Genomic DNA, 25,882 nt, shown 5'->3' with positions numbered 1-25,882 from the left:
ACAATCATTAAATGCCTTATCAAAACCAGCACTAACACACAGACCTTTAATACCCGCACCTGTATAGTTTTTTAATACTTCCTCAGAGGGATTCCACGCTGCGGTTATAATGTCTTTTGCGTTATCAAGTGTAGCCATAGCGCTAATCATTAAGGCTTGTTGTTGAAACACAAATCGACTATCTACAGTTTTTGCGCTACTTGATACACTCGCTGTTACGGCTTGATTTATAGCTTCTTGAATTTGCTCATTTGTAATTGGTTTACATGCCAAAACGTTTTCATTAAAACTATCTGACTTTTTGAAAAATGCTGGCTTATAACCTGTCGTAATAGCCATTGAAGCAAGCACTACACCATTTACGTACCAAGCTTCATTCGCAAATATTTTTTCAGCTTCTTGATGAATTAACTTCTTTTCAAGCTCAATAACAGCACTAGGTGTTTTTTGTTCAACTGGTTGAGGTTTTTTGGTTGATACTCTCGCACTTGTTGAAGTCGAGGGTTCTGTAGAGTTAGCTTTGTTTTCAGCTGCAATTTTTTGAGTATTATCTGGCTCATTAAATGCTTTCACACATTTTGCATAGCAAACCTTATCAATGCATTGCGACTCTAATGTTTGCCCTTCACGACCAGAACGATCATCCATAATAACTACATTCTATTCACAAGATGCACAACCTTCGTTGTATTGTGATTCACCAACACTGGCGCTAGAAACTGTATTCCTGTCAGCGCTTGAACATTCAACTAATAAAATTACTGTTCCGTATTTTTCTTCTGCTAACTGTTTTTGCTCTTTCAGCCACTCATCGGTTTTAACATTCCAGCATGATAGCTTTGCACACGCCGCTTTATCACTAACGTTAAAGTCGAACATACCTATCTGGTGTGAAGTGTTATGAGGACAGGCTGCACAGTCTTTGGTGTCAAATTTTGCTGTATGTAAATACTTCTTTGCCTTTCCAGCACGTTGCTTTAGATACTCAATGCTCCAATTCTCATTGATAATGTTACCTAATGTGCCGATTTGTAACTTTTCTGAAAAGCTCGATAAAATGGTTGCGTGACCAATCTTAATTTTATTTTCGTTTAATGCGTTTAATACATCATCACAACAACGTAATAACTGAACACGGTCATTTAATTTTTTTTGAGTCCAACCTAATCGCTCGGCTGCGGCTGAATAGTCACCTTGATACATCGTAATAAATTTTTGCGCGGCCTTTGATTCATCAACAATGGTTAAATCATCTCGCACTAGGTTTTCAATTAACTGAGCTTCATACGCTTCATACGCTTCATTGTCAGTCATTGGCTTAATAAGTGCTGGTACATCAAAACCAAGCTCAATACACGACTCCCAGCGACCAAAACCTGCTACCACTTCAAACTTAGACTCGCTTGCTGTTGGACGAACAAGAATTGGTTGCAATACCCCTCCAGCTTCTTTGATAGATTCGGTTAAATTTTTACGCGCCTCATGGTTATTTTTTTCACGTGAGTTTCCTAATGCAAATGGTACTAATTGATCTGTTTTTAGCACCTGTACTTCTACATTGTTTTGATAATTCATAACTGATTTCCTAATTTGTTTGTCTTGACTGGAAATAAGATATCAAGGTGTTCAAAACGCGCATTTTTTACGAAAAATATAGCGCTAGATAAACTAGCGCATAGACATGATCACACTGTTGATATTAGCATTATCAGGGTCAGTGATTTTGAGGAGAGCTTTTGAAGTGAAAGATATACAAACTGAGTTAGATTTTATGCTTTTAACAGCATCGAACAGGTAATTTGGGTTTAAGGTAAATACAGGCTCATAACCATCGGTTACATTTGCTTGTAATAATTCAGTATTTACTACATCGTCAATTTCATTTCCTTTATCCGCATTTGCATTTAGTAATAATTCCTGCCCTTTTAATGCGATTGTTAACTTTGCAATTTTTGCACTTTGAACAAAGCCCTTAATTCGTTTTACAGAGTCCAGCAACTCACTTTTAGCAATTTTAATAGATTGAAATAACTCAGTATTTAAAATCTCACTTACGTCTGTAAACTCAGTGGCAACGAACTTTGAGCCATATACTGTTCCTCCAGTTGAGCAATAGAAGTGGCTCTCATCAAAGAAAAAGCCCAAAGTACCATTAGGCTGTGCTTGGAGAATCATTTCAGCAAGTTTAAATGGCAAGATACCTTTCAAATCATCTACAGAATTTTCTAACTGAACAATGTCCGTAGCCAATCTATGACCATCACTAGTGTATAACTTCATCTTATTAGAATTTATAGAAAAGTTAATATGATTTAGGAACGGCCTTACATCGTTATTCGCTTTGGCATAAAAAATACCAGAAATAGCAGACTTAAATGACTCAGCATTACAAGAAAATTGAAAGCCACTAGGAATTACTATTTTGGGAATAGGGTAGCTATCACATGGCATTGTAGCTATTGAAGCCCTTGAACGACCATATTTCACAATTACTTTATCTTCATCGAATTGAAATTTTAATGGCTTACTTTCATCGGTAAAGCTACTTATGACTGTATTGAGTTTTTTGGCTTCGATACAAATCTCATAATCTTCAAACGCATCAATTGGTGAAGATTGCCTAACAATTGATTGAGTGTCAGTTCCTAGCACTTCTGCTATGCCGCCAAATAATGAGAAGTGAATATAATCCAGTGCAGATATATTGCACTTTGAGCTATTTGCTATACCACAAGCATCCACAAACAGATGTTTTGCGGTAGAGAGTGAGATTGAAAAATTCATGAATATGCCTTCTATTGTTTATCTAACAACAGAATGACAGCTAAATAGCATCGTGCATTTTGCAAAGAACTTATTAGCTAAATTAGCTAAAGGAGTTGAATTTAGTTCTTTTTAATTGGTAAATATTATTTTTTAATTTGATTTGTTGAGAGCTAAGAATAAATATTAAGGATAATAATGGTTAAATATATAGGTTAGATCTTTAGGTTAGCGCTGTGGATTGAGTGGTTAACTTGTTGATTTAAATAACTAATAAAAAATAAGTGAGATCGCAATTACACGTTATTTAGATCGTAATTACACCTTATTTAGATCGCAACTACACGTTATTAGCACTCATATTGATATTATTATCAACAGGTTATAAAGGGTTGCCTGTAAAATATCCACAACGACATTGCTCAAGATCGCATTTACACGTTATTTTATCCACAATCACAGTTTGTTTTTTATTCAAAATGATTGATTATACGCCAAATTACTCTACCAGATCGCAATTGCACGCTTCTCAGATCGCAATTACACCTTGTTTTAGTGGGTTATTCACAGCCCTGCTGAATCCATACTACAGAAGTTTAGTGAATTTTAATTTGAAAATAGTTTTTTTTCGCCCGTAACCTTTATTTATGTGTGATACAATCCTGTAAATACCTGAAATATATAAGTTTTATTTTTCAGATCAGTTTTGCACTTTATTTTGTAATTTCTCTGTCCATTTTAGGGTAAATTCTTCCGGTTTATTTTTGACCAATAGTTTTAAGTTCACATCGGGTACACAGGAAGTAAGTTGATGATATAATAAACTGAAAAAAAATCTCAGACCCTAATTACACGTTATTCAGTAGTTATGTAGCCTCTCAGATCGCATTTACACTTTATTTTATGAGCTAATTTTTAGTGTCAGATCGCATTTACACGTTATTTTATGAGCTGATTTTTAGTGTCAGATCGCATTTACACGTTATTTTATGACATCAAATTTCATCCCAGATCGCATTTACACGTTATTTTTCGGCCATAATTTTCATCCCAGATCGTATTTACACGTTATTTTATGAACTAAATCTTCACCTCAGATCGCATTTACACGTTAATTAAATAGATAGGTTTTGAACTCAGATCGCATTTACACGTTATTCATACTGTTACTCAAACTACCAGATCGCAATTACACGTTATTTTTAATAGGTTTATTAGGTAGTCAGATCACAGTTACACTCTATTATCGTAATGATTATAAAGAGTTTTTTAATAATGGTGCATTTTACTGTGTTATTTATATAGCGATTTGATATATTTGAAATTCAAGTATGCGGGAATTTCGGTATGAGCAAAAACAAACTTACAATAAATAATTTGCCAGAGACTATCAGCACCAAAGGGCTAGTAGTTCAGGAAGCCGCTGAGGTTGAGCAGCTTAAACTCTTCACTGATTTGCATTTTGAAGGTTTGAAATCAAATTCGTTATCAAATACCTTTCCTTTATACGATTTATGGTCTCGTTTTGTAAGAGTTAAAACTACCATATACCCAATTAGACAAGCACCAGAAAGGCTCGTTAATTCTCGCTCTATTTCTGATAAGTTGGATGGTGTTGAATACACTGGTGAATTGCAAATCTCACCAGCTGTAATCAAAGGTAAAGAAACTGACTATGTTGCTTGGCCATCTGACCGCGAAGAAAAGGTAGAAAGAGCGCTTATATCACTTGCAACTAAAGGCAATATTTCTAAGATTAATAACGCAAGCGGCACTCGTTACGCAATTCATTTTAAAATGAATGAACTAAATGCAGAGCTTAAGTCAGTTAATCAATCACTATCTTTTCCAGATTTAAAGGAAGCGCTACTAATCCTGTCTGGGAGTCAACTGTCTTTTAACTACAGCACCAACTCAAATGGTGAAGTAGAAACAAATGAAGCAAAAATGCCTTATCTGGGGTCAATTCATTTTTCTGGTAAAAAAGGGCCAAGCACTCAGAGATGCATAGTATTTCTTAATGAGTACATGGCTCAGCAAATTGAAACTGTATCTTATAAAGGATATTACTTTAACCAGGCGCAACAATTTAAGAGAACCTTGTCTAGTTGGCTTACAACCAGACTTTATACATTGTTTAGATACGCCAGCCCCGAAAAAACGTATCACTTCATGCTTGTAAGAATAATGATTAAGTTTGGCTCTATTGAGTCAGAAGACATTACTGAAAATCGCTTAATTGCTATTCGCAGAAATATGACTTCCACAATGAAAGACCTTATTAATGCTGGCATTTTAGAGAAGTATGATATCGCTGCTGTAAAGGACGATGAAGATAAAGTTATAGACTACAAGTACACTCTATACCCAACAGAAGGGTTCTGTGATGAAATTGTGTCACTTAATAAACACGCTAAAAAAATAAGAATCAAAAGCAATACGACAGAAGAAGTTGTTGAAACTCTTTTAATCGAGCAGTAAGAGTCGTACTCTGTTAGTTATGGGGGCTGCACTGTTCAACTTTAACAGTGCAGTGGACTAAAACCAATTTTACATATCAAGTATTTCAGATTCTTTAATCAAAGTTTTTGAATAACCATACTTTTTAAGCAATTGTTTTATCTCATCTATGTAACCTTGCGAAGCAAATGGCGAAATGTACACTTCTTGAATAAGCTCATTAACATCAATCTTCACACTCTTACCTTGATTGAAATTAACAGTTTGATCCAAGCTCTTCTTAGGTGGTGAATCATTCAATATGAAAAGCCTTAGCTCTTTTTCAAAATCATAAAATGGTTTTTTCGTTGTTATTAGTGATAGCCTTGATAGGCTATCATCGCAAAGGTGTTTTTTATATTTAACTTTACCCATATAAAATGGCTCTGGGTTACTGTCTTGCCCGTTAATCACTGAGCGTTTAAGTTTGCTCACTGACGTTTTAACGGCAACCCCATTTGCCTCACCTGAAAGATAAATCTTCCATAAAGCGTATGACTCATGTGGAGTTAATGACCAGCAGTTGATAAAGACACAATTTTTCTTAGGATTGGTGTTCCAAAAAAAAGCTTCCAATTCACCTTTAAGATTGTTCCCAGTGATACCGTCATTAATTAGGTCATCTCTTTTTTTGTTTTTAACACTTTCAGGTATAGATACTTCATATTGATCTGAGAGTGCATTAGCGTTTGGAAAAAACAAAGTGGAATTTATGAGTAACTGCTCAAATTTCCAAGTACTCATATACCGCCAAACAGATGAATTACCATGAGGTATTTCTAGAGCATCGTCATTTTGTAAAAACATCTTCAACCTCCCTTTCCAAGCGCTCAAAGACCCAAACTAGCTGCTCGGTTAAAATTCTGTACAGCAAACTCAGCACTAATGTTGTCGAAGTTTTTCAAATAAGAGTCCAGTGCAAATTGACCTATACGTACTGCTTCATTGATAGGAATAGGTACTCCACAAAGCTTTTTACCTTTTTGTGATACTTGCACAAACAACTTTCCTTCTTGGTATTGAACCTTTAATGATTTGTCATTCTTAGCTCCGTAATGCTTTAACTCAATACTTTCCTTAATGAATAAAAATGCGCATAGAAATTCAATCAAACCTAGCTGAGTAAGCTGAATGGAAATTTTGTTTTTCCAGTCATAACTTTTATTTGCTCCAGAAGCAGCCTCAATTCGAATAGTAATAACCCCTTTCCTTGTTATATCTGCTTTGAATTCGACAGCAGCCTTGCTTGCATGAACTTTAATTGAGTAATACCTACCACCGGGAGCATAATCAGGGTTGAAATCACTGCTTTGTGTTTGACCCTCTTGACTCTGTTTCACTGGAGACTGAGCATTATTGTTATGCATATGACTAGGAGCATAGTTTTCATTCATGTATTGGTTTTGACATTCAGCATCAGTGGTATGCATCTGACTAGAATCAAAATACTCATTTGCACTTTGAGGCTGATATTGTGGTTGATATTGAGGATGACTATTCATAAACAAATCCAGTAATTAATTTACTTCATTATTTCAAAACATAGAAATCGCGCATTTTTAGAGTTAAAAACCTCCAAGTTGCACATTTTTCAATATGAGGGAATATAAAGGAACGATTCAACTACGGGGAACATGATGGAGCTAAAATCATTAGAGTGCTTTGGTATTAAACATGCTTGGCAGGTGCCATTAATTTGCCCAGTTGAAATTGAAGATTACACAAACATTGTCACTGAATTTTCTAAGGCATATCAATTAAGCGGCCATAAAATAGTAATAGCTGGAAAATTAGTATCAGCACCATCTTTCAATTGGGTTAGAGGGAAAGGGGTTTTAACAATTGAGCTGTTTGACGATTTAGGTTACATACTTTCAATAAAGCTTTTCGGTGATACAAAGCTTATTGAAGAAAGTCTGGCTGAAGTTGGTTCAACCTATTACTTCAAAGGAGTTTCATTTGCTAATGGGGCTTACCTAAACTTACGCGCAGCAAAATTAATATCCAGTGCTGACATTGGGAAATTCGTACCAATTTACAAATCTAAGCGCGGTTACCTGTCTAAAGAGCAGGTAAGAGAGGTTATTAGAAAACAGTTACCCAACACACTTAATCAAGCAGAAAAACATCTAAGGGAAGTTATAAAATGGGTACCAAACATTAGACAAGTTTTAAAGACTAAGAAAATGACTTTAAAAGATGTTCTAGCCGAATTGCACAATCCTAGTTCGGTAGAGTCATGGGAAGAAGCTAGGGGTGTCATAAAAAGAATTGCCGCCTTATATTGTATCCGTGAAATGAATGCCTTAAATCCAAGAGAGCCAAATAAACTTGTAAAATCTTTACACGGTCTACCTATCAACGTGCTAAAGGGAAAAATTCCTTTTGAATTAACTACAGAACAAACACAAATTGTTGAATCAATAACCAATAAATTTAAGGAGGGTACCAAAGTCGATGGGGCTCTAATTGGTGATGTAGGAACTGGAAAAACAGTTGTCTACGGAATTTGCGCTGCTTCAGTGGTCTCCGCTGGTGGGCGAGCAGCGATTATGTTACCTAGCCAAACCCTTGCAGAGCAAATTCATGAAGAGCTAAATTCATATTTTTGTTCGTTAAAGCCAGTCTTAGTTACATTAGAAACAGAACAAACAAACTTAGAGGAAACGAACTTTCTAATCGGTACAAGCGCTCTGTTACATCGAAGGGTTGGTGTACTGGATTTAGTTGTGGTTGATGAACAGCATCGGTTTGGACTTGAGCAAAGAGAATTACTACTTTCTGAAAATACACACTTTTTGGAAGCAACAGCTACTCCAATACCTAGAACCCAGGCTTTGATTTCGTATGGTAATTCAAAGCACATATTCAGACTTACCAAATGTCATGCTAAGAAAGAGATAACCACTAAGTTAAGACTTAAAAGTGAAAGCCATGCACTAATGAAAGAGTGCCTTAATCAAGTTGAGCTTGGTAACAAAGTACTCGTTGTATGTCCCACCAAGGATAATTCTGAGAATTTCGCATCTGTAGAAGAGGTATTCACGAAGTGGAACAAGTTTGCCCGAAATAAAGTTAGGTATATTCATTCGGGTTGCAGTCCAGACCACAACAGAAAATCAATTGCAGATATTAAGTCGGGCAAGGCTAGCATACTAATCTCTACAACAATGGTTGAAATTGGCTTGACTATCCCTCGGTTAACAAAAACGATCATCTATCATGCTGAAAGGTTCGGAACAATAACGTGCCATCAAATACGGGGACGTTTAGTGCGTCATGGTGGAAAAGGACAGCTAGATTTATATTGCCCAACTGAGATTAGTGAAAAATCATTACAACGCTTACTTCTCTTAACTACGTTCGACGATGGTTATGAATTGGCCGAACAAGATATGATCTTAAGAGGATTTGGCGACATTGTTAAAGCATGCGACTTATCTCAAAGCGGCTCTACTAAATCCATATTAATTGGCGAAAAAGTCGAAGTTTCTGATGTGGAAGAAATTCTATCGACACTAGAAACTACAAATTAACTCTTAACATTCAATTTCATTGTTTTGGTCTCTATGTGAAGCATAAATATCTCACGGTATCGCAAAAAAAAACTAAAAATAGCAAATAAAACTCGCGGAACTCGATAAATACATACTGATATATTACTAACAAATCTCGATCTTATCTTTAAACGGTTAGCAGAGGACAAATTTACTTTGCTGGTATTCATAGGTTGGATACAGAAATAACTGTAGAAGCTAATTAAGTTGTCTAAAAATTTCAAACCTGGAGTTTGTTGTGGAATTAAATTCAGAACGTAAGCTGATCACATTACTCATTTTACTATTAGTTACGCTTTTAGTTACGCTTTTAGTTGCGGGTATTTTAGTGTGGGTGTCTAACTACCGAGGCTCTATACCGGATATTGAAATGAGCTTAACCCCGGTTGAGAAAGAGAAACTTAGTGAAATTGGTTCAGTGAAATTAAAAAGGGCAGGTTTTTTTGATGTTGATTGTAAAAGCTATACTGCTCATGAGTTTAGTTATTCTATTACATCAAGTAATAGCAGCAGATCAGATGACTATGCAAAGTGGTCATGCGGCTCAAGCCTGAGATATGTTGATTGCCCAGAAATAAAAGTAAGCATCCAGGGTGAGCTTGCTCTAATTGAATCGGGATTAACACAAAAAAGCGAATATGGTTTAGAGCAAGTGAAGATGTGTGCATCGCTTGCTATTAAAAATGCGCCAACAAAATTACGAGCCACGAATTCAAAGGTAACAAAATCTAATAGTGAAGCAGAAAACCTGCGTTCTTATCAATTAGATTGAGGTTAAGTCGGTTTAATCAAGACAATATAAAATCAGTAAGGTGATTGTATGAGTAATGTGAAATCAGAAGAATTAAAACGATGTAAATATATAACGACCAGTCTTGTTACAGCAGCAGCCTTGACAGCGCTCTTAGTTTTCATTTTATACGTTCATTCGCTCATTGTTGAGAACTTAGTCAGCATCGATGGTTTTTTCACACTCGACATCGAATTCCTTAATATATTTTTAGTGATTGTGTATACAAACATCTTCGTGTTAACAAGTTCCTTAATAATATTAATAAGCGCTAGAAGTGAGCTCAATACTATAACCTGGTACATCGTACTCGCTATCAGCATCCTAACGTACATTATTTTAATGGCCATATATTGCAATAGCTATTGGGGTGTAAAAAACATTACAACCTTCCAAAGCAATTTAGCCACCTTTATTTGGCTACCTGTTTGGTGTTTTGTGATTTTAGTTTTTGTCATTTTGAGTGAAATTCATCGCGAATCTAAAAAATAGATCGTTAACAAAAAAGAATAAAAATAAGTTTGTACTGGCTTTGTTTAAGGAGCGATTTCAATCGTTTAACAAAGGGATTTCATTACTAGCGCCGTCTAGTGCTTTATAAGTAATTTGGTTTTTTAAATATTGAGGTAGGTATGATTGCAGAAAAAATGAAGCAATATTGTGATGAAAGCCCATTTAGTAAATTTTCACTTAAGCTTATTGCTTTGCTAGAGGGCTCAAAGCCTAATTTAACAATCGACAATGTGATTTCGATACTAGATAACCGCCAAGAGTTTGAAAGCTTTGTTATCGGTTTAGAGCCTTCTAAAAACAAAGCCGAGTTAGAGAAAGTGTTAGAGTATAGCGAAGATTATTTATCCCAATTAGTTTCACAAGTTTTGACTTTGTTGATTAAGGCAAAAAATTAATATTGTCATAGAGTAGGCCATTTCCTTTTCGTAACCATCTGATATAAAAGTTATAAAGTATTTATTAAGATGAGCTAGTGAACTGAATGGTTATTTATTCAAACTAGTAGGTGAACAAAATACATATGCTATAAAAGTACAGTACCTAATTTATCAACTACACTTACCTTTTATAAACTAATCAGAAAGGCGTATGAATGGTTAATCAATTAGCTTACGTGATAAGCGCCCCAGTTTTGCTAGCCTTTAGTGTTCAGTTTTATAAATCAATCATATTCAATTCAATAAAAGCCTTTCAGCTATTTGCTTCTTTTTGGCCATAGTTATTTCATGCGCGACTAAGGTGGGATTATTCTTTTTATACAATAGTGGAGATGTATGGAACACACTTTTGTACTTCACATCTCTTAACTTTCTTGAAAAGTTTTTTATGCTGTTCGGCCTTTTCTACTTACTTAAATTGAAAGTTAGTTTCAAAATAACTTTTTGTGTTTTTTCTATAATTTACTCTTGGTTGTTAATTGGCTGGTGGCTCGGGATTTCCACTTGGAACTTCAGAGGGCTACTGGCAATGTTTAATGCTTCATTTTACATTTTCTTGGTAATCTTCTTAGTTAAGTTTAAACATCTTCTTCCACAGAAGATCATTAAACCAGCTATGTTTACTTTATCAATTTACACTGTGTTTTGGTTAAGCTTGTATCCAGTCATGGCAAAATTTCCCATATGGAAGACTGTTGCAATCTATTCAGAAATAACTTTATGCATATCGATGTATGCTATTTTCTTTGTTGCTTTTAATGACAAAGTTAAATGTGATAGTGCAGTTTGACTAGGGTTGGTTGGAATATTCTTTAATCATTCCCTTCCAAAATTAATAAAACGAATTTTTCTTCTATTTCAATTTTTTTTCAGGCTTTATTGATTGGCTTAGTTGGTAAGTTAACTCTGAGTAATTCCAACAAGGTCTAATAATGAGTTATTTAAAGGCAGCGGCTTTAACTACTTTGATGTTTTCATTTAGCGCTATTGCTATCACAACTATCAAAGGAACGATGAATGTCTACAAACCAGAATTTGTCATCGAGAACAAATCAGGCACACTTATTTCAAACGTAAGAAACTTCAAGCTTGAGGCTCGCCAAACTGTTATAGACGATTATTGTACTGTCACTACAGATAACAATTTAGCATTACAAGGGGGAACCTTAAACGCTGGATATTGTTTATTTGAATGGAATAACACAGCCGGTTATTCAATTGATGGATTTAAAGTTGAAGGCATTGCCTCCAATTCAGGTCCGAATAGTATTGGCTACTCAATTTATTATTATTCAGGGTCGGCAAAAGCAAAAAAGTTAGTTGATACAAAAAACTTTAGTTTTAATTTTGAAGCTCCAGTTAAGCCTACTGTCCAAGGATACTCAGTTAAGCTTGGAAACTCATGGAAAAGCGTAGGTAGCCATACCAATTACAACCCCGCAAACAAGTTTTCTGCAGTTAGAGTTAATGTTGACGCAAGGGATTACAGTCAGAAGGTTTCTATACCATCGCTTGGTAGCTGTACAGTAGTAAGCGGTGCTACTTCATGCGATATTTCATTTTCAGGACTAAAGCTTGGCGATGCTATTTCAAATAAAGTGGGCTCTTTAAGCTATCAAGTGTCCGTTGATTCGAGTAATAGTTATTGGGGAGTTAGTAACACCAAACATGCTTTAACTGTTCCTTGGAATTACCAACCAACAAAAATTGACCTTTTTGAGGTTAATTCAATGCCTGCTAGTTATGCGACTACAAAGACAATAAACGTTAATAGCAAATCAATTCAAGTTTCGAATAACACAGCTAAACTCGTTTTAAATAAGCCTTCAAGCGAGATTGTTGGCGATTGGTGGGCCCCATCTGAGTTAAATGTAAAATTCAGCCGAAATAGTCAGCCAACCATTTCAAGTGGCATCACCTATAGCGGGAATGTTCTATATACAAAAGATGGCTCACTAGTTACAGCAAATAAGACTATTACGAGCACAAAGAGAGAAAGTGTAAATGGTGCATATGTTTACACGTTCGATATGACGCAAATTGAAGATGGTTATTATGGTGCTTCTGTGGCTTTCACAAATTCAAGTGGCATCCCTTCTAACCAAAATTTTAATGGGTTAAGAATTAACAAAACTGCCCCAAAAATTGATATTTTCAAATCAGGTGTTAAGCAAAATAACAGCAGTAACTTTGCATACAATCAAGAGCTGGTAATTTCAACTTTCAATTCATTTACAGATGACGTTGACTTGGTATCGATTCAAGTTAATTCTTCTAACGTTGCTTTTAACAAGCCAAAAATTGGTGTGGCCACAATACCTGACACTGTTATTTTCAAAAATGGGTTAAATACAATAAAAGTTACGGTCAAGGATACTCTGGGACATTTATATTCCAGAACAATCACATTAAATAAAGTTCAAGATGAAATCGAGTTTAAGATTAACAATTTAGGTGGTCGATTAGTATCTCACGTAAAAGAGTCTAGTTTTGAAGCAGTCCAAACTAAGTTTTCAAGTTTCTGTGACATTGTGACGAATGAAGCGGTTGCAATTGGTACCAACAATAATGTATCAGGAAAGTGTTATTTTGAATGGGTTGGTATGGATGAGCTTGATAGAGATAACTTCTCTCTGAAAGGTCGATTGAGAATGAGCGGAGTTGTGCCTGTTGGTTATAAAGTGTTTGCCTATTTTGGTGCGGAAAAAGAGAAAACACTAATCAAGTCTGGAACTACATCTTTTAACGTCGAGGCCCCAATTGCGCCTGAACTAACAAAATATTCTATTTATGTAGGGAATAAATGGATCGACAATAATAGCGATGTAAATCACGATCCAAACGCTCAGGTTAAAGCCATTTCAATCACTACAAAGCCAGTTAATTATTCACAACAGGTAATTGTCGATAATTTGGGTAGTTGTTTAATAAATGCTGGAAGTACATCCTGCACAATAAATATCACTCCTTATTACCTTGGAACTAAAAATTACATTGGCTATGAGGATGGCATTGTTTCTCACCAGTTTAAGATAAATTCAATTAATAAGTACTTTACTGATAAAGAAATAAACTCTCAGGCCATTGTAAGTTGGGAATACGCATACTCTCGGGTAGAGCAAGTAAAAGTTAATGCAAGGGCTAGTGGTTTGCCACTGCGCTTTGGCTTGTTAGGCGCTTCTATAGATGTTGAGAACGAAACAGCGAGAGTTGTATTTGATAAACCGTCTCCAGCTATATCAGGTACATGGTGGCTTCCTAAATCGATTGAGCTTGAGTTTAAGGTTAGTGGTTCGCACGAAGTTCTTAAGGAGCTTGAATTTGACGGTACTACTCTTTTTAAAAACGATAATATTACTGAAGGTGAAACTGTAATAGTAAAAAATCTAACCGGGCCTGAAGTTATTAATAACAAGTTTATTTATACAGCTGATGTGCAGAGTGTACCAGATGGGCACTACGATATTACGGTTACTTCAAAGTACTTATATTCAAAATCAGATAAAAAAGAATTTAAAAACGCGGCATTCTTATCTCGTAAGCAGCCATCAATTTCTATTTTCAGAAACAGCCAAAGTATGGAGGAAAATGATGAGTTCTACTTTGATAGTGAACTGTTAGTAGCAGGGTTTAATGGCTACGTAAATGGCGTCACTATTGAGAGTGTACAATCAAACGGCGTGCCATTAAGTTTAAATTCTGTTGGTGACGGTATTGTCACTATTAATGGCTTAACTCAGCAGTTATCACCAAAAGATAATGCAGAAATTAGTGTTGTAGTTAAAAACTCTTCAGGTGATAAATTTAATTATGATCTAAATGTTGTCTTTGCTCCTATGTCGTTTGATATAAAGCATCGTGAAAACGACTATCTACCGTTCAGACTAATTGAATTGGTTTATTTAGATTCTGAACAAGTGAGCGGCGAAGAGTGCCGGTTCTATAGTGAAAGAGACCTCGCGGTTAAATATGCGCGCAAAGGTGTTAAAAGCTGCATATTCAATTGGGTTAATTTACCAGAAGGCTTTGAAATATCATTGCGAGGTAGAACACCATCGGCTGTTGGTTATTTAGACAAAGCGCTTGTTGAAATTGAAAGCGATATCGAAATAATTAATGAGTTTGGTGAAACGCTGATCATACCTAATGAAAAGACACTGATTTCTTCTCAGGAACCAACAGGGATTTCAGTTGAAGCTAGCTCAAGGCGAGAACTTATAAACGGTTTTTATCCAGTTGAATACTCGGGTGGTGAAATTGTAAGAATGGGTACTGTATCGAGCCCTGGTTCATTAGATATGACATTCGACACCAAAGGGGTTAGCCAAACATTTCCGAAAAACCCTTCTACAAGAACAGGTGAAATATTTAGAACATCTGGTAGGTTCGATATGCCTTTTGAAGTTGAACGCAATCTATGGGAAGTATTCCCTATCGATTACAACGTCAAGTACCATAGAATGCCAGAAATAAATGCATCCCAAAGCATTAAAGCTTTAGTCGTTCCTGATAGCACACTTGGCGTTAATCTAGATTTTCAAGATGACCAGATCCTATCTACTGATGAAGTAACGGCTAAAATCAACCTTGGGAATTACAATCGAATCGATGGATGGGTTTATGACAAAAGCTCAATGGGTGAATGGGAAGTTTATATAGGTAAGTATGACAGAAGAAATATACCTGAACCATTAACAGAAACTGTCACAATAGATGCGAAAGGTGAAGCCTTCATAAAAATGCCAATGGAAGTTATTGGCGAAGAAAGTGGAATTTATGTTGCAGTAGCAAAAGCAAAAACACCTATACCTGATTATGAGTACTATATTCAGTCTGCTCGTGCATACTTTATTGTGTACAAAGGAACTAAAATTGAAGGGGAGCTAAAGGATGGCTTAATTAAGGGCCGGATACCATTGAGAGCTTCAGCAATTTATTCACCGGAAGACCGAGCAGATGTTGGCTCACTTGGCCGAGTGGTGTGGGAAGTTTCAAGTAACGGTTCCGATTGGAGGGAGTCTACAGAACATAAAGACACTTTACGTTGGCGTAAGCGATATGAAAACGAAGAAATTGAATACTTGAGAGTTAAAGTAGAAAATAAGTTTACTGGCGAATGGTCAACTAGCGGAACTCTAAAAGTTGTTGCTTATGAAAAACCTGAACTAGTAATTCAACAAACTAATGAAGTTCTATTTAATGAGGCAGCAAAATTCGTACTGTATGACGGAGATAGCCTCGTTCAAAATGGGGATGGCATTATCGAATGGTCAACTGATAATCGTAAGTCTTGGTTCTCAGGTCCTGCGGAAATCTCATTTTATAAAGATGATTTTACAGGAAGAGATATTAATGCCCGTATGAAATATAACGGAATAGCAAGTGACAGTAGTTTAGGGGATGAAGCTTTTGTCGAAGCTAGGGCGCGATATTACTTCTTAAGAGCGCCGCGATTCTATTTTGATTTAGATGTCCCTGATCTAGTCGAAGTCGGCTCTACACACCACATTAAAGGAAGCTCTTTCACAAGAACTGAGTCTATTAACGGTAGGACTCAAAACCAATGGGTGTTACCGGATGGGAAAGTAATAAATGATAGTGAATTTGACCTGACATTTAGTGAAAATCTTCTTGAAGGAAGAAACTTTATTCTGACCTACCAAGCTTGGGTAGAGGGGTCAAAGCAAGAGACAATCAACGAGACTAGAGTTCGTGTGAAAAGCTGGACATACGAGTTTCCTGAAATTGAACTAAACATGCCAGCTACAGTAAATTATATGCCTTCTAAACATATTGCATGGGTAGGCTTAGAGCGTCATTTTGCTCCTGACGTCGAGTATACATATGAGCTACTAAAAACACCCGGAGTTGAAGTGTTAAATCAAGATGACGGCAAGTTTACTCTACAGTTTTCCCAAGAAGGAATGAAAAATCTCACATTTAGGGTTACTAACAGCAGGGGACAAAGCAAAGAAGTAAGCCAAATTGTAGAAGTTTTACCTCCAACACCATTAGAAATTGAGATTGTGCGTACATTCAGTAATGAATACCTGAGATATCCATTAGATGTATCACTTAGATCTCGTGTATGGCTTTCACATCCAGATGATAGAGTTTCAGTGTATAAATGGTACTTGGATGGCGAGCTTGTCATGGAAAGTAAGCGTTATAGAGAAAGTATTGGAGATTTATCAGTTGGTAATCATACTATCCGCGTTGATGTTGAAACTGAGTTTGGTCAGACAGGTTCGCAGTCATTTGAAGTGAGCGTGATACCAAATCAGAAACCAACTGGCAGTATTAATATGCATGAAACAGATCAAGTGTTTGAATTACATCTCAACTGTAATGACTCGGATGGTCGAATTGCTGCGACTACATGGCAGTTAAATGGTGAGTTACTAACGCATTCTCATAATATTATCCAATTCAGCAAGGATAAGCTAAAAGGTACAAATTATGTTGTAGGTAGATGTTATGACGATAGTTTTGAATACATAGATATCACTCAGACAATTCATTAAATGATATGTGAATATGGCAGCTATTTTGACTGCCATATTCATAAAAAATGAACAACCTTTGATTGGGCTCAAATGTAGCTGAAAGGTTGAAAATTATTGAAGAATACTTATTCCAATACCACCAACAAACACACAGCCTGTGGTTTTTGGTGTTTATTTAACATACTATGTTGGAATTGGGTGTAAACTAGGTGTTGTATGCCATTTGAGAAACGTCATAAGCCTGTGCGTAGACGGCCTGTTTCTGACGCGGTAAAGCGGCTTGAAGCAAGCAGAAAAGGCGCAGGGAAAATAGAAAGCAAAGCGCAGCTAAAGCACATACTTGCTAATGCTAATCGTGGTGAAACCGCAGAGAGAAACGTGGCTTTAATTTGGTTCTTGTTCGGCTCATTAACGCGCATTGGTGAAACTTGCCAGTTGCTAGTTAAAGATGTTTTTACTAAATCAGGCGAGCTGAAATCTATTTTTAGAATGAAAGCTGATTACACCAAAACCAATCAAAGCCGTGACTGTGCTTTAGTTTTAAAGCAACAAAGGCAAGCCATTTTAGCTTGGCGTGACAGACGCATTAAAGATAAAGCCATGCTGTCCCTTGACGGTAGTTATGGCGGGTTAAATGGTGACAGCCCTCTATTTTTAGCTAAGAGCGGTAAGCGCTGGGTAACTTTGTCTTTTAACGTCAAAAAGTATCAAACTCAAGACGGGCAAAAAGAAACGCTAGTTTGCTCAAGCATGGAGAACTACGTTAGAAACCTGTTTAAGAGTTGCGGCTTTAAACAGGGTTCAAGCCACTCAGGGCGTAAAAGTACCGCCAGCCTACTATCTGATGCTGGTGTCGATTATGACGTTATACAAATGGCTATAGGCCATGTTAGTGATGATATGACTGATACATACATCATCCCTGATCCACAGCGATTAACTGATGCACTGAATAACTTGTATAAGTCAGTGCCGCCACTAGGAATAAAAGAATAAATGATCTTAGAAGGACATTAGCCAGTTGAAAAAATTTAAGTTTATAAACAATCAATCAAAAAAAGAGTTTCTAGCGTTGCCCGATAAAATTCAAAAGCGCTTTGCAAATGATTTAAACGCTATTTGTCAAAACAAAGAGCCATTTAGCAAGTTTAAGCACTTAAAGGAAAGTGTAGGTATAGGTGCGGTTGAGCTGATAGAGAACGGCAGACCCGCATATCGAACGATTTACGTTGCAAAGTTTGCTGACACTGTTTTTATTTTACACTCATTTACCAAAACCACTAACGGGGTAGACAAACAGGCAATGGACACAGCGAAAAAGCGCTACAAACTCATGCAAAAAGAATTGAACAAATAAATTATATCAAAACTTGTATATATATCAGTGCTGATATATAGTGTTTATAAGTTAAGCAATAAGGTTGTTAATATGACTCTTGAATACTCAAATATCTTTGATGCAATAACCGAAGATAAAGCAGAAGCCTCTGAATTACAGACGCGCTCAGATCTGATGATTGTTATTCGTGACATTATCAATGCTAAAAATTGGTCACAGGCCGATGCAGCTGCTCAATTAGGGCTAACGCAACCTCGCGTGAGCGATTTAGTTAATGGGAGAATTGAAAAGTTCAGCATTGATAAGCTAATGACTTGCTTGTATCGCATAGGTTTTCGTTTTAAGCCTGCATTTGCTGATAATCAATTAACAATGGCTGTAGAAGCAGTTACAACTAACTAATGATTGGAATGCGGCCATATGGATTTAAAAATTATAATCAATTTCGACAACAAGCCATTGTTGGAGCAATCGGAACTCGCAAACTCTATTATGCATTGTTACTTTCAGAATCAGAATGTGATTGCCTCCGAAGCACTTAATAGCTGTGAAGAAAAGCTGTTTATTGAAGAGGAGTGTATGAGCAATGAGCTGGCAAAGCACTGGCTTATTGCTAGTGATTTAGCATTTGTGGCTGTGTGTGGTGGGATTGCTGAGATAACAGACCGCTACACTATAAGTTTTGTGGAATAAAGATGGTTGAATTTCTTAATGAATATTGGGCTTGGACGTTAATAATAATTATTATTCTCTGCTCAAATGTACTTAATCTAACGGTATTTGCTGATAAGGATGTAAGGTCGGCTAAACATGAAATTGATGAAGCTGGCATAGGTGCAACGGAAGATAAAGCAATAAACAGTAGCTTAAAATGGCGCAGGAGATCCTCGACTCGATTGATGTGGTTTTTATGTTCAATACTATTTTTCATATCAATAATTTTTTAATATTGGAAAGACGGAGTAAAAAATGGAAATTACACTTGGGGTTATGACTGTAATAATAGCCGCTTTGATATTTGCATTATATAAAGCTCATGAAATTAGAAAAGCAGATATAGAAACATTACTAGCTTTGAATTATCTTGAGTTTGAATGTTTGCAAATTTTAGTTGCTAATGATGGAGTGGCTAGCAAAGATAAATTCAAAGAATATCATTACAAAACACTTAATGATCTCGCAGAAGAATATGATGTTTTAATTAATTCTGACGGTGATGTTACAGGTACGTATTCAAATATTTTTTTAACAGATAGGAATAAGAAATCTGCTTCATACGCACTTGGCAATAAACCTAAAGTTAGCCCAGATTCTGAACTTCACTTATTAAGCATCAGGCGAGAACCAACTGTTTAAAATCTTTAAGAAAATTACGAGTTGGAATAAGGTAATGATGGCCGCTAAAAAAGCAGTTAGCGAATTGCAGTGAATCGATTAATTGAAATGGGATAGTAAATTATGGCGAACGAAGAAAATCCTACCAAATCAACCCCTGAAAAGGACGATGATAATTTCTTTATTAGAAATATCCATCTATTGATCGCTGTGTTTTGGGGTCTATGCGCTCTAGGATTATATTTTTATAAATAAAAGTTTATATTAGAGTCTAATTGGAGTTGATTATCAAAGGAGTAAAAGATGAAATTCGTTCCTAGTAGTTTAAGCCCAATTCCAGAGAAAGGTCCACTGAGCGAGCATTATATAAATTTAAAGTTTAATTTATTAAAAGAACATCATTCCAAAATTGAAAATTTATATAAAGAAGAAAAAAGTGAATATGAAAAAGAAGCTTTGGAGGAAGAGGCACGGTTTGGTGAAAACCAAGATGGCGAGCCCTATTGTTCAGATTATTGGATTTACCTCAGGGAATTAGAAGAAACTCACTTAAGGCTTCATAGGTATTCTATGATACTTGCAACGTATGCTTATGTAGAAACTAGCTTTGATAAGTTATGTTTCGAAATTGAGGAAAGACTTAATTTGCCTATTTCGTATAAGGACTTAAAATCTGATGGGTTGACTCGCAGTGAGTGTTACATAGACAAAGTTACAAAAGTAAAAGTTAATATGCCTTCCCATATATGGGAAAAAATAACCACATTGCAAAAACTTAGACATTGCATAATTCATTGCTCTGGTGACTTATCCAAATTGAGAGAAGAACAAACAGAAAAACCAAAGAAAACGACTAGAAACACAGCCCTAAACACTGATGGGTTAGGAATACTGGATAAAGATTTTTTGTTAGTTGAAGAAAAATACATATCACAAATATTTGAAGATGTAAGAGAATATCTCATTTCCATATCAAGCCGTGTATATAAAGATCTTGCATCTACGCCATTAAATTAATATTGGAATACACGCTTTTGCCAGTAGCGTTATATAAAGGGCTACTCACAAAGGCAAACAATTGGAGTTCTTGTATCGTATGAAACGTATTGTACGTTTCATACGATACATATAAGTAACAATTTTAAATAAGGGAGCTAGTCATGAAGAAATTGATTGTGGGTATTTGGCTACTTTTATTTATTGCAGCCATAGAGTTAGGGCTATCAATTCCATCCTCATATCCACATGCAACTGTGATAATTGAAGACTGCAAAAAAGATTCAGGTTTTTGCAAAAATACTGGCGTATTAGAACTAAGTTTTACTGGTACTTATAGAATGCAATTAGATCATCAAATTCATCTTGAAATGGATAAGAATGATTTAGTGAATAATGATGCAAATATTTTTAATTTTAAAAGCGCATTCATAAGAAGTACGCCTGTAATCATTCAGAAATGAATTTATATCACCAATATCAAAATTATTAATCGAGTTGGAATAAATATAAGGAGAAATCATGGCAAAATATGAAGTAGCGGGTTTTGATATTCAAGTTAAAGATAATGGCAATGGTGTTAACAACATTTATTTAACTATTAACACCTCAAAGAAAAAATTGTCATACCGAATTTGGAAAGATGAAAGATATCCTGATTTATTAACTATTGGAAAATATCTTGAGGATGGCTTGAAATTAGCAAAATCTACATCAGCTAAAATTGAGGTGTCAGATTACAGAGAAAGATTATATGTCTTCTTTAAGTTACCTGAACAAGACCAACATCAGTTTAGTGCAGAAAAATTAGATCAATAATTGGAGATAGGGAATGAAAGTAAAACTAAGTTTTGAAGAAATTGAATTAGTCAGTCGCTCTTTGATGTCACATCGTTGGAAGGTCGAGAATGGCGAACAAGGTCAAAATCATCCTGATTTTTCAGCTACGGCTCGTCTTATGGATAAGTTAGCTGTAAACCATGATGGCGCAGAGTTATCTTTTTTACCAAATAAGAAGTAACAAACTAACATTAGAAATAAGATGGAAACGCTAGAACACCTCAAAAGGGGAGATATTTTAATAAATATCAACCAATCCAGTGATTGTATTTCTTTCCTTGAAATAGATGTTGATTCGCTTGCTGAATACATTGTGGCGTCTTCTAATAGCAATGGAAGACACTTAATCATAGGTAGTGGACGCACAGAAACTATTGGTGTAGAACCAGAATCGTTTCGCGCTATATTTGCTCAAGCAAAGTCACTATGCAGCGGAGTAGATGTTAATTTAGAGTTCATTACTAACATTAGAATGACGACATACTCACTTGGAGTTATTACAGTACAGCCTTCAATCAAACTGGCGAGTGTTCAGGGTGTTGTATATGAGCTCGAAAATAACACACCTCGATTAATGTCTGAACCTCAGATATTAACAAAAATTGGACTTGGGATAGATTCGGAACTGATTAACTCACTGGCTGGTGACATTGCCGTTCAATCGAGGATTATTGAGAGTCTGCGAACAGAAATTGAAATAGCATCTAGCTGTAAAGGGCAATGGAAAGGCTGGGTAATTGCCGCGCTGATTGGTTTTTTTATTTCCGAACTTTTTAAGCTAGTTCTTGGCTTATCATAAGATTGGGATAATTTGTTATTTAATTGAAAGAAAAAGCGATAGGTTGTTATCAGCCATTTCATTGATTACAAGGAATGTTATGCACCAAACATTTAGACAGACAGATTCAGGTGACGGGTTTCTATATCACTACACCTCTTTAGAAACTGTGTGCACACATATATTGCAAAAAAAACAACTTTTATTGAACAGCTTTGGAAAGGCTAATGATCCTCAGGATGCCAAAGATTGGTTCTTAAGCCCTTTTACAAACGCACAGGATAAGTATGATTTAAATCAGGTGCTTAAAGCGTCAATGGAAATGAATAAAATTATCCGGATGACTTGTTTTTCACAAGGTAAGGCGGTGTTTGAACCTAATAAACCTATATTGGATATTAATAAATGTGGCTTTTGTAACCCACAAATGTGGCATTATTATGGTGATAAAAATAAAGGCGTTTGCTTGGTTTTTGATAAACGAAAGCTGCTAGATAACTTCAAATCTCAATACGGAATCATTTCTAAATCAGATAGTGTTGACTATGTTAATCGGTCCTTAGGGTTTTCTAATGTAATGCCAGAGTATCAATATATACCGGAATTATACGATGAGATAGGAGCTTACGAGTATTGCAAAAAAGAGCTCATAAATAATAAACGGGCTGATTACTTACTATTTCAAAAGTCCGAGGCGTGGAGTAATGAGGCGGAATTCAGATTGATTACACTTACAGAGCAGAAGCAAGGTGTTTTCTTGGATATTAAAGACTCCCTTAGCATGATATGTTTTGGATCTAATACGACAGTCGAAGATATTGAAAAGGCATACCATTTAAAGCATTCGCTTGGCTTTAGAGGTTGTAGTCTTGGAAAGGTTTTCTGGAGAAATAGTTCGCCTTTTTTTGTTGAAGGAAGGCATGAAATTAAAAGACGAACAGAGGGAATTATCAATTTTCAATAATCATTGGAATACGAACACGAGGCGATAATCGACGTCAGTATCACCAAGCTACCTAGTATAGCTAATGGTTGATTATTAATTGAGTGATGCTCGATGGTTTTGGAGCGCATGTGATTCGGTTTACATCAATTCTCTAACAGCCTCAATTTTATTTAATGAATATAAAAGGGTAGTTTATGAGTGATACCTCACAAGATAATAGTTTTTCGCTATTAGGAAATGACGTTTTAGTTTACTTACTAAAAACGTCCATCGCAGGTTTTTTCCTTGGTGTCAGTACTTATGGAGCTCATTTATTCATTGAGCTAGGCAATGAATCAAAAGCAGTCGCGATGGAAGTGCAAGCAACTGCAAAAATCAACCACTATACTGAATTAAAGAAGTTAGCTGAGAGTGATGAAGGTTTAGAGTTGTTAAGCACTTTTAATGATAAGTATAAGCTCCCATATGAGCTTGCTATTGAAGAAAAAGCGGTAGCTCAAAAAGCTATATCCCAGGCGAGTGTGAATATGGATCTGGTTAACAGTTTTATTAAGCTCTTATTTACTGCTTCATTTGGTGTGTTTTTTATAAGCGGTGCGATTTTGGCATGTCGAAGTGATGAATTTAACAAGGGGAAGTTTACATTTACCCTCAAAAATACTGAGATAGACTTAGTTAAAAGCTTACTTGATAAGGAAGTTAAAACAGTTAATAACGACCCAGAACCATGCGCTGAACGTGCAAAATTCCTTAATGAGCTTCTTAAAAAGTTTCAAAAATAGCAATGAAAGTGATGACTTTATAACCAATACTCCAAATAAAAAGATAGATGAACTGGTTAAACAAGGCCATGCTGTAGTAACCCAAACTTCAGCAGACCTATTCGGTTCGGACAAAGTAGAAAGTACGTTCATTGTTTCAGCTCTTGAAGCCTATGAAATTTGAGCCAACAAAACCTATAAGTGTAAACCATTTGGATTTGTTGACTGAGAAAACAGAACCAACTGTTGTAGTAGAACATGATGGTAGTGTTCTACTCTCTTAAATTGATGAGGTATTAAAACTTTAATTAAACAAGCACATTTAAGACGGGACATGTTTCAGTTACAAAAAAGGTAGCCTCAACCAAAGGCTACCTTTTTTTTATACTAGAGTTCTTTGGAGGAGACTTTAGTATGTCGTTAATGTACCACAAATATTCTCTTAATCGCCAAAAAAAGTTCAATACGAAAGAAAATTTCAGAATTACTCAAAAATCCCACTGTAGAATTTATTTACCTTCTCACAAAAACTGTTAGCTATGAATAGCGTAAAATTAAAAAGCACAATCATAGTCTGCCTTACACTACTAGGCTTATATGGGTTAGCGGAATTATTTTTTGCTCGCTTCACATTTTCATTTCCTACCTTTCAAGATCAATGTTTGTATGCTCGCATGTTCATAGTCGACAAGCGCGATAAGGATATTAAAAGGGGAGATTTAGTTGCATTTAAATTTAACAAGGAAGATAAAAATTTTGATAAAGGGTTGAGCTTTATAAAAATTGCAGCCGGTGTTCCAGGAGATGAAATCAAATACTCGCCAAATGAAATGTTTGTAAATCGAGTCGAATCCAAAATTGCTGGAATGACGCATGCCATTAATTTCTTACAGTTAAGCCCAAAAGATTATGAGCGACAAATCACCTTGAATGAAAATGAATTCTTTATGGTTGGTGAGACTATTTATAGCTATGACAGCAGGTTTTGGGGGCCAATAAATGAAGAGGACATTTTGGGGAAAGCATATGCAATTTTTTAAGTCGATAGTTTTGCTTTGTGCGTTTTCAGTTTCGGTAAGTGCCAATCAAAATAACGAATATGATGTTTCTAGTTTTCAAGACGCTGCGAATAAAGCTGTCGAGAAAGCCAAAGAAAATGGGTGGTTAAAAGATATAGATAAGCCAACAATTCAAGAAAAAGATATAGCTTTAGCCAAGTCAATTGCAGATCAGGCTGTTGTTATTTCCAGTGATACAATGAAGAGAGCGCTTCCACAACAAGAAAATAAAATTGATTTATTAGAAGGTACAGATGGCGCTATTTTCGTAAGTTTCTCAATGCCCAGAAGAGCACTTATTGATGCCTTCAAAGTGGCCAAAGAGCATAACTTAACAATTTTATTTAGAGGGTTAGAAAAAGGGGCTACACACATATCATCGACGATGAAGCTTATTCAGAAATTAAGTGCCATATCAAACGTAGAACCAAATGTAGGAATAAACCCACTTAGATTTAAAGAGTTTAATGTAACCGGTGTACCAACTATCGTCATAAGAAATGGTAATAAGCATCTTATTGCTCCGGGCACATTGAATGCGCAATATGCAAAAGAGCAGTTTGACCAAAAACAAGGCGATTTCAAGTTAGAACCATTAGGTCAATTATTTAATATTGACGAACCTGACATCATAGAGCAAATGAAAGCTGCAGCAGGCAAGATTGATTGGTCTGAGAAGCAACGTTTAGCAAAAGAAAGGTTCTGGAAGAAATATAAAACTTACCCTCTCCCAACGTCAGAAGAATCTGTAGTGGTCAACTAAT

At 35.8% G+C, this 25,882-nt stretch carries 24 protein-coding genes; 19 read left to right on the top strand and 5 right to left on the bottom strand.

Going from position 1 to position 25,882, the window contains the following annotated elements; translation table 11 throughout:
* From J8L73_RS18540 to J8L73_RS18530, 3 genes are all read right to left on the bottom strand, one after another.
* A partial coding sequence (locus J8L73_RS18540; RefSeq protein WP_211019290.1) for a hypothetical protein occupies window positions 1-648 on the bottom strand: 648 nt, incomplete at its 3' end.
* A gap of 12 nt (window positions 649-660) precedes the next feature.
* Window positions 661-1,575: a ParB/RepB/Spo0J family partition protein gene (locus tag J8L73_RS18535; RefSeq protein WP_211019288.1), complete on the bottom strand. Its 915-nt coding sequence runs from the start codon at window positions 1,573-1,575 to the stop codon at window positions 661-663.
* Between the two features lie 93 nt (window positions 1,576-1,668).
* Window positions 1,669-2,784, bottom strand: coding sequence for a hypothetical protein (locus tag J8L73_RS18530; RefSeq protein WP_211019286.1), 1,116 nt, complete (start codon window positions 2,782-2,784; stop codon window positions 1,669-1,671).
* Between the two features lie 1,326 nt (window positions 2,785-4,110).
* Here J8L73_RS18530 and J8L73_RS18525 point away from each other — a divergent pair.
* A complete protein-coding gene (locus J8L73_RS18525; protein WP_182831052.1) occupies window positions 4,111-5,244 on the top strand; it encodes a replication protein A in 1,134 nt (377 codons plus the stop codon).
* Between the two features lie 69 nt (window positions 5,245-5,313).
* On the opposite strand, the gene J8L73_RS18520 is transcribed toward J8L73_RS18525, so the two are convergent.
* Both J8L73_RS18520 and J8L73_RS18515 read right to left on the bottom strand, forming a co-directional pair.
* Window positions 5,314-6,069: a hypothetical protein gene (locus J8L73_RS18520; RefSeq protein ID WP_182831051.1), complete on the bottom strand. Its 756-nt coding sequence runs from the start codon at window positions 6,067-6,069 to the stop codon at window positions 5,314-5,316.
* Between the two features lie 23 nt (window positions 6,070-6,092).
* On the bottom strand, window positions 6,093-6,764 hold the full coding sequence (locus J8L73_RS18515; protein ID WP_211019282.1) for a hypothetical protein: 672 nt from the start codon (window positions 6,762-6,764) through the stop codon (window positions 6,093-6,095).
* A 132-nt stretch (window positions 6,765-6,896) separates the two neighbouring features.
* Here J8L73_RS18515 and J8L73_RS18510 point away from each other — a divergent pair, with 132 nt between their 5' ends.
* The 18 genes from J8L73_RS18510 to J8L73_RS18425 all read left to right on the top strand — a co-directional run bounded on the left by J8L73_RS18510 (window position 6,897) and on the right by J8L73_RS18425 (window position 25,881).
* On the top strand, window positions 6,897-8,798 hold the full coding sequence (locus J8L73_RS18510) for a DEAD/DEAH box helicase (protein WP_211019274.1): 1,902 nt from the start codon (window positions 6,897-6,899) through the stop codon (window positions 8,796-8,798).
* Between the two features lie 259 nt (window positions 8,799-9,057).
* A complete protein-coding gene (locus tag J8L73_RS18505; RefSeq protein WP_211019273.1) occupies window positions 9,058-9,591 on the top strand; it encodes a hypothetical protein in 534 nt (177 codons plus the stop codon).
* A gap of 650 nt (window positions 9,592-10,241) precedes the next feature.
* Window positions 10,242-10,517 carry a hypothetical protein gene (locus tag J8L73_RS18500; protein WP_211019271.1) on the top strand — a complete coding sequence of 92 codons (276 nt, stop codon included), beginning with the start codon at window positions 10,242-10,244 and terminating at the stop codon, window positions 10,515-10,517.
* 974 nt (window positions 10,518-11,491) lie between these two features.
* Window positions 11,492-17,083, top strand: a complete 5,592-nt coding sequence (locus J8L73_RS18495) for a hypothetical protein (RefSeq protein WP_211019269.1) — start codon at window positions 11,492-11,494, stop codon at window positions 17,081-17,083.
* Window positions 17,084-17,281: 198 nt separating this feature from the next.
* Window positions 17,282-18,061 carry a tyrosine-type recombinase/integrase gene (locus tag J8L73_RS18490; protein WP_211019267.1) on the top strand — a complete coding sequence of 260 codons (780 nt, stop codon included), beginning with the start codon at window positions 17,282-17,284 and terminating at the stop codon, window positions 18,059-18,061.
* Between the two features lie 25 nt (window positions 18,062-18,086).
* Window positions 18,087-18,422 carry a type II toxin-antitoxin system RelE/ParE family toxin gene (locus J8L73_RS18485; protein ID WP_024589339.1) on the top strand — a complete coding sequence of 112 codons (336 nt, stop codon included), beginning with the start codon at window positions 18,087-18,089 and terminating at the stop codon, window positions 18,420-18,422.
* A 72-nt stretch (window positions 18,423-18,494) separates the two neighbouring features.
* The gene (locus J8L73_RS18480; protein WP_063528106.1) at window positions 18,495-18,806 is read left to right on the top strand and encodes a helix-turn-helix transcriptional regulator; all 312 of its coding nucleotides are present in this window, start codon (window positions 18,495-18,497) and stop codon (window positions 18,804-18,806) included.
* An 18-nt stretch (window positions 18,807-18,824) separates the two neighbouring features.
* Complete coding sequence (locus J8L73_RS18475) at window positions 18,825-19,097, top strand: hypothetical protein (protein WP_211019265.1); 273 nt, start codon at window positions 18,825-18,827, stop codon at window positions 19,095-19,097.
* A gap of 276 nt (window positions 19,098-19,373) precedes the next feature.
* Window positions 19,374-19,760, top strand: a complete 387-nt coding sequence (locus J8L73_RS18470) for a hypothetical protein (protein ID WP_211019263.1) — start codon at window positions 19,374-19,376, stop codon at window positions 19,758-19,760.
* Between the two features lie 282 nt (window positions 19,761-20,042).
* Window positions 20,043-20,756, top strand: a complete 714-nt coding sequence (locus J8L73_RS18465) for a hypothetical protein (RefSeq protein ID WP_211019261.1) — start codon at window positions 20,043-20,045, stop codon at window positions 20,754-20,756.
* Window positions 20,757-20,899: 143 nt separating this feature from the next.
* On the top strand, window positions 20,900-21,199 hold the full coding sequence (locus J8L73_RS18460; protein WP_211019259.1) for a hypothetical protein: 300 nt from the start codon (window positions 20,900-20,902) through the stop codon (window positions 21,197-21,199).
* Between the two features lie 58 nt (window positions 21,200-21,257).
* Window positions 21,258-21,554 (top strand): hypothetical protein, encoded by a 297-nt coding sequence (locus J8L73_RS18455; protein ID WP_211019257.1) that lies wholly within the window; start codon window positions 21,258-21,260, stop codon window positions 21,552-21,554.
* 13 nt (window positions 21,555-21,567) lie between these two features.
* A complete protein-coding gene (locus J8L73_RS18450) occupies window positions 21,568-21,756 on the top strand; it encodes a hypothetical protein (protein WP_182798346.1) in 189 nt (62 codons plus the stop codon).
* A gap of 21 nt (window positions 21,757-21,777) precedes the next feature.
* Entirely contained in the window at window positions 21,778-22,374 is a 597-nt protein-coding gene (locus tag J8L73_RS18445; RefSeq protein WP_211019255.1) for a hypothetical protein, read from the top strand.
* A 79-nt stretch (window positions 22,375-22,453) separates the two neighbouring features.
* Window positions 22,454-23,317: a DUF2971 domain-containing protein gene (locus J8L73_RS18440; protein ID WP_211019253.1), complete on the top strand. Its 864-nt coding sequence runs from the start codon at window positions 22,454-22,456 to the stop codon at window positions 23,315-23,317.
* 176 nt (window positions 23,318-23,493) lie between these two features.
* Entirely contained in the window at window positions 23,494-24,081 is a 588-nt protein-coding gene (locus tag J8L73_RS18435) for a hypothetical protein (RefSeq protein WP_211019250.1), read from the top strand.
* Between the two features lie 518 nt (window positions 24,082-24,599).
* Window positions 24,600-25,100 carry a signal peptidase I gene (gene lepB / locus J8L73_RS18430; RefSeq protein ID WP_211019248.1) on the top strand — a complete coding sequence of 167 codons (501 nt, stop codon included), beginning with the start codon at window positions 24,600-24,602 and terminating at the stop codon, window positions 25,098-25,100.
* Window positions 25,087-25,881, top strand: coding sequence for a TrbC family F-type conjugative pilus assembly protein (locus J8L73_RS18425; RefSeq protein ID WP_211019247.1), 795 nt, complete (start codon window positions 25,087-25,089; stop codon window positions 25,879-25,881). Before lepB ends, J8L73_RS18425 begins: the two co-directional genes overlap by 14 nt.
* Window position 25,882: the final 1 nt, after the last annotated feature.

The organism is Pseudoalteromonas sp. MMG006 (genome assembly GCF_018101025.1).
GTDB lineage: Bacteria > Pseudomonadota > Gammaproteobacteria > Enterobacterales > Alteromonadaceae > Pseudoalteromonas.
Note: the sequence above shows the minus strand (reverse complement) of the source record. Positions and strands in the feature narration are given on the sequence as shown.

Coding starts and splice junctions, on each gene's coding strand:
- J8L73_RS18495 (WP_211019269.1), top strand. CDS start 11,492: ATGAGTTATTTAAAGGCAGCGGCTTTAACTACTTTGATGTTTTCATTT.
- J8L73_RS18440 (WP_211019253.1), top strand. CDS start 22,454: ATGCACCAAACATTTAGACAGACAGATTCAGGTGACGGGTTTCTATAT.
- J8L73_RS18525 (WP_182831052.1), top strand. CDS start 4,111: ATGAGCAAAAACAAACTTACAATAAATAATTTGCCAGAGACTATCAGC.
- J8L73_RS18445 (WP_211019255.1), top strand. CDS start 21,778: ATGGAAACGCTAGAACACCTCAAAAGGGGAGATATTTTAATAAATATC.
- J8L73_RS18500 (WP_211019271.1), top strand. CDS start 10,242: ATGATTGCAGAAAAAATGAAGCAATATTGTGATGAAAGCCCATTTAGT.
- J8L73_RS18475 (WP_211019265.1), top strand. CDS start 18,825: ATGGATTTAAAAATTATAATCAATTTCGACAACAAGCCATTGTTGGAG.
- J8L73_RS18510 (WP_211019274.1), top strand. CDS start 6,897: ATGATGGAGCTAAAATCATTAGAGTGCTTTGGTATTAAACATGCTTGG.
- lepB (WP_211019248.1), top strand. CDS start 24,600: ATGAATAGCGTAAAATTAAAAAGCACAATCATAGTCTGCCTTACACTA.
- J8L73_RS18470 (WP_211019263.1), top strand. CDS start 19,374: ATGGAAATTACACTTGGGGTTATGACTGTAATAATAGCCGCTTTGATA.
- J8L73_RS18465 (WP_211019261.1), top strand. CDS start 20,043: ATGAAATTCGTTCCTAGTAGTTTAAGCCCAATTCCAGAGAAAGGTCCA.
- J8L73_RS18490 (WP_211019267.1), top strand. CDS start 17,282: ATGCCATTTGAGAAACGTCATAAGCCTGTGCGTAGACGGCCTGTTTCT.
- J8L73_RS18435 (WP_211019250.1), top strand. CDS start 23,494: ATGAGTGATACCTCACAAGATAATAGTTTTTCGCTATTAGGAAATGAC.
- J8L73_RS18455 (WP_211019257.1), top strand. CDS start 21,258: ATGGCAAAATATGAAGTAGCGGGTTTTGATATTCAAGTTAAAGATAAT.
- J8L73_RS18450 (WP_182798346.1), top strand. CDS start 21,568: ATGAAAGTAAAACTAAGTTTTGAAGAAATTGAATTAGTCAGTCGCTCT.
- J8L73_RS18425 (WP_211019247.1), top strand. CDS start 25,087: ATGCAATTTTTTAAGTCGATAGTTTTGCTTTGTGCGTTTTCAGTTTCG.
- J8L73_RS18530 (WP_211019286.1), bottom strand. CDS start 2,784: ATGAATTTTTCAATCTCACTCTCTACCGCAAAACATCTGTTTGTGGAT.
- J8L73_RS18520 (WP_182831051.1), bottom strand. CDS start 6,069: ATGTTTTTACAAAATGACGATGCTCTAGAAATACCTCATGGTAATTCA.
- J8L73_RS18535 (WP_211019288.1), bottom strand. CDS start 1,575: ATGAATTATCAAAACAATGTAGAAGTACAGGTGCTAAAAACAGATCAA.
- J8L73_RS18480 (WP_063528106.1), top strand. CDS start 18,495: ATGACTCTTGAATACTCAAATATCTTTGATGCAATAACCGAAGATAAA.
- J8L73_RS18460 (WP_211019259.1), top strand. CDS start 20,900: ATGAAGAAATTGATTGTGGGTATTTGGCTACTTTTATTTATTGCAGCC.
- J8L73_RS18515 (WP_211019282.1), bottom strand. CDS start 6,764: ATGAATAGTCATCCTCAATATCAACCACAATATCAGCCTCAAAGTGCA.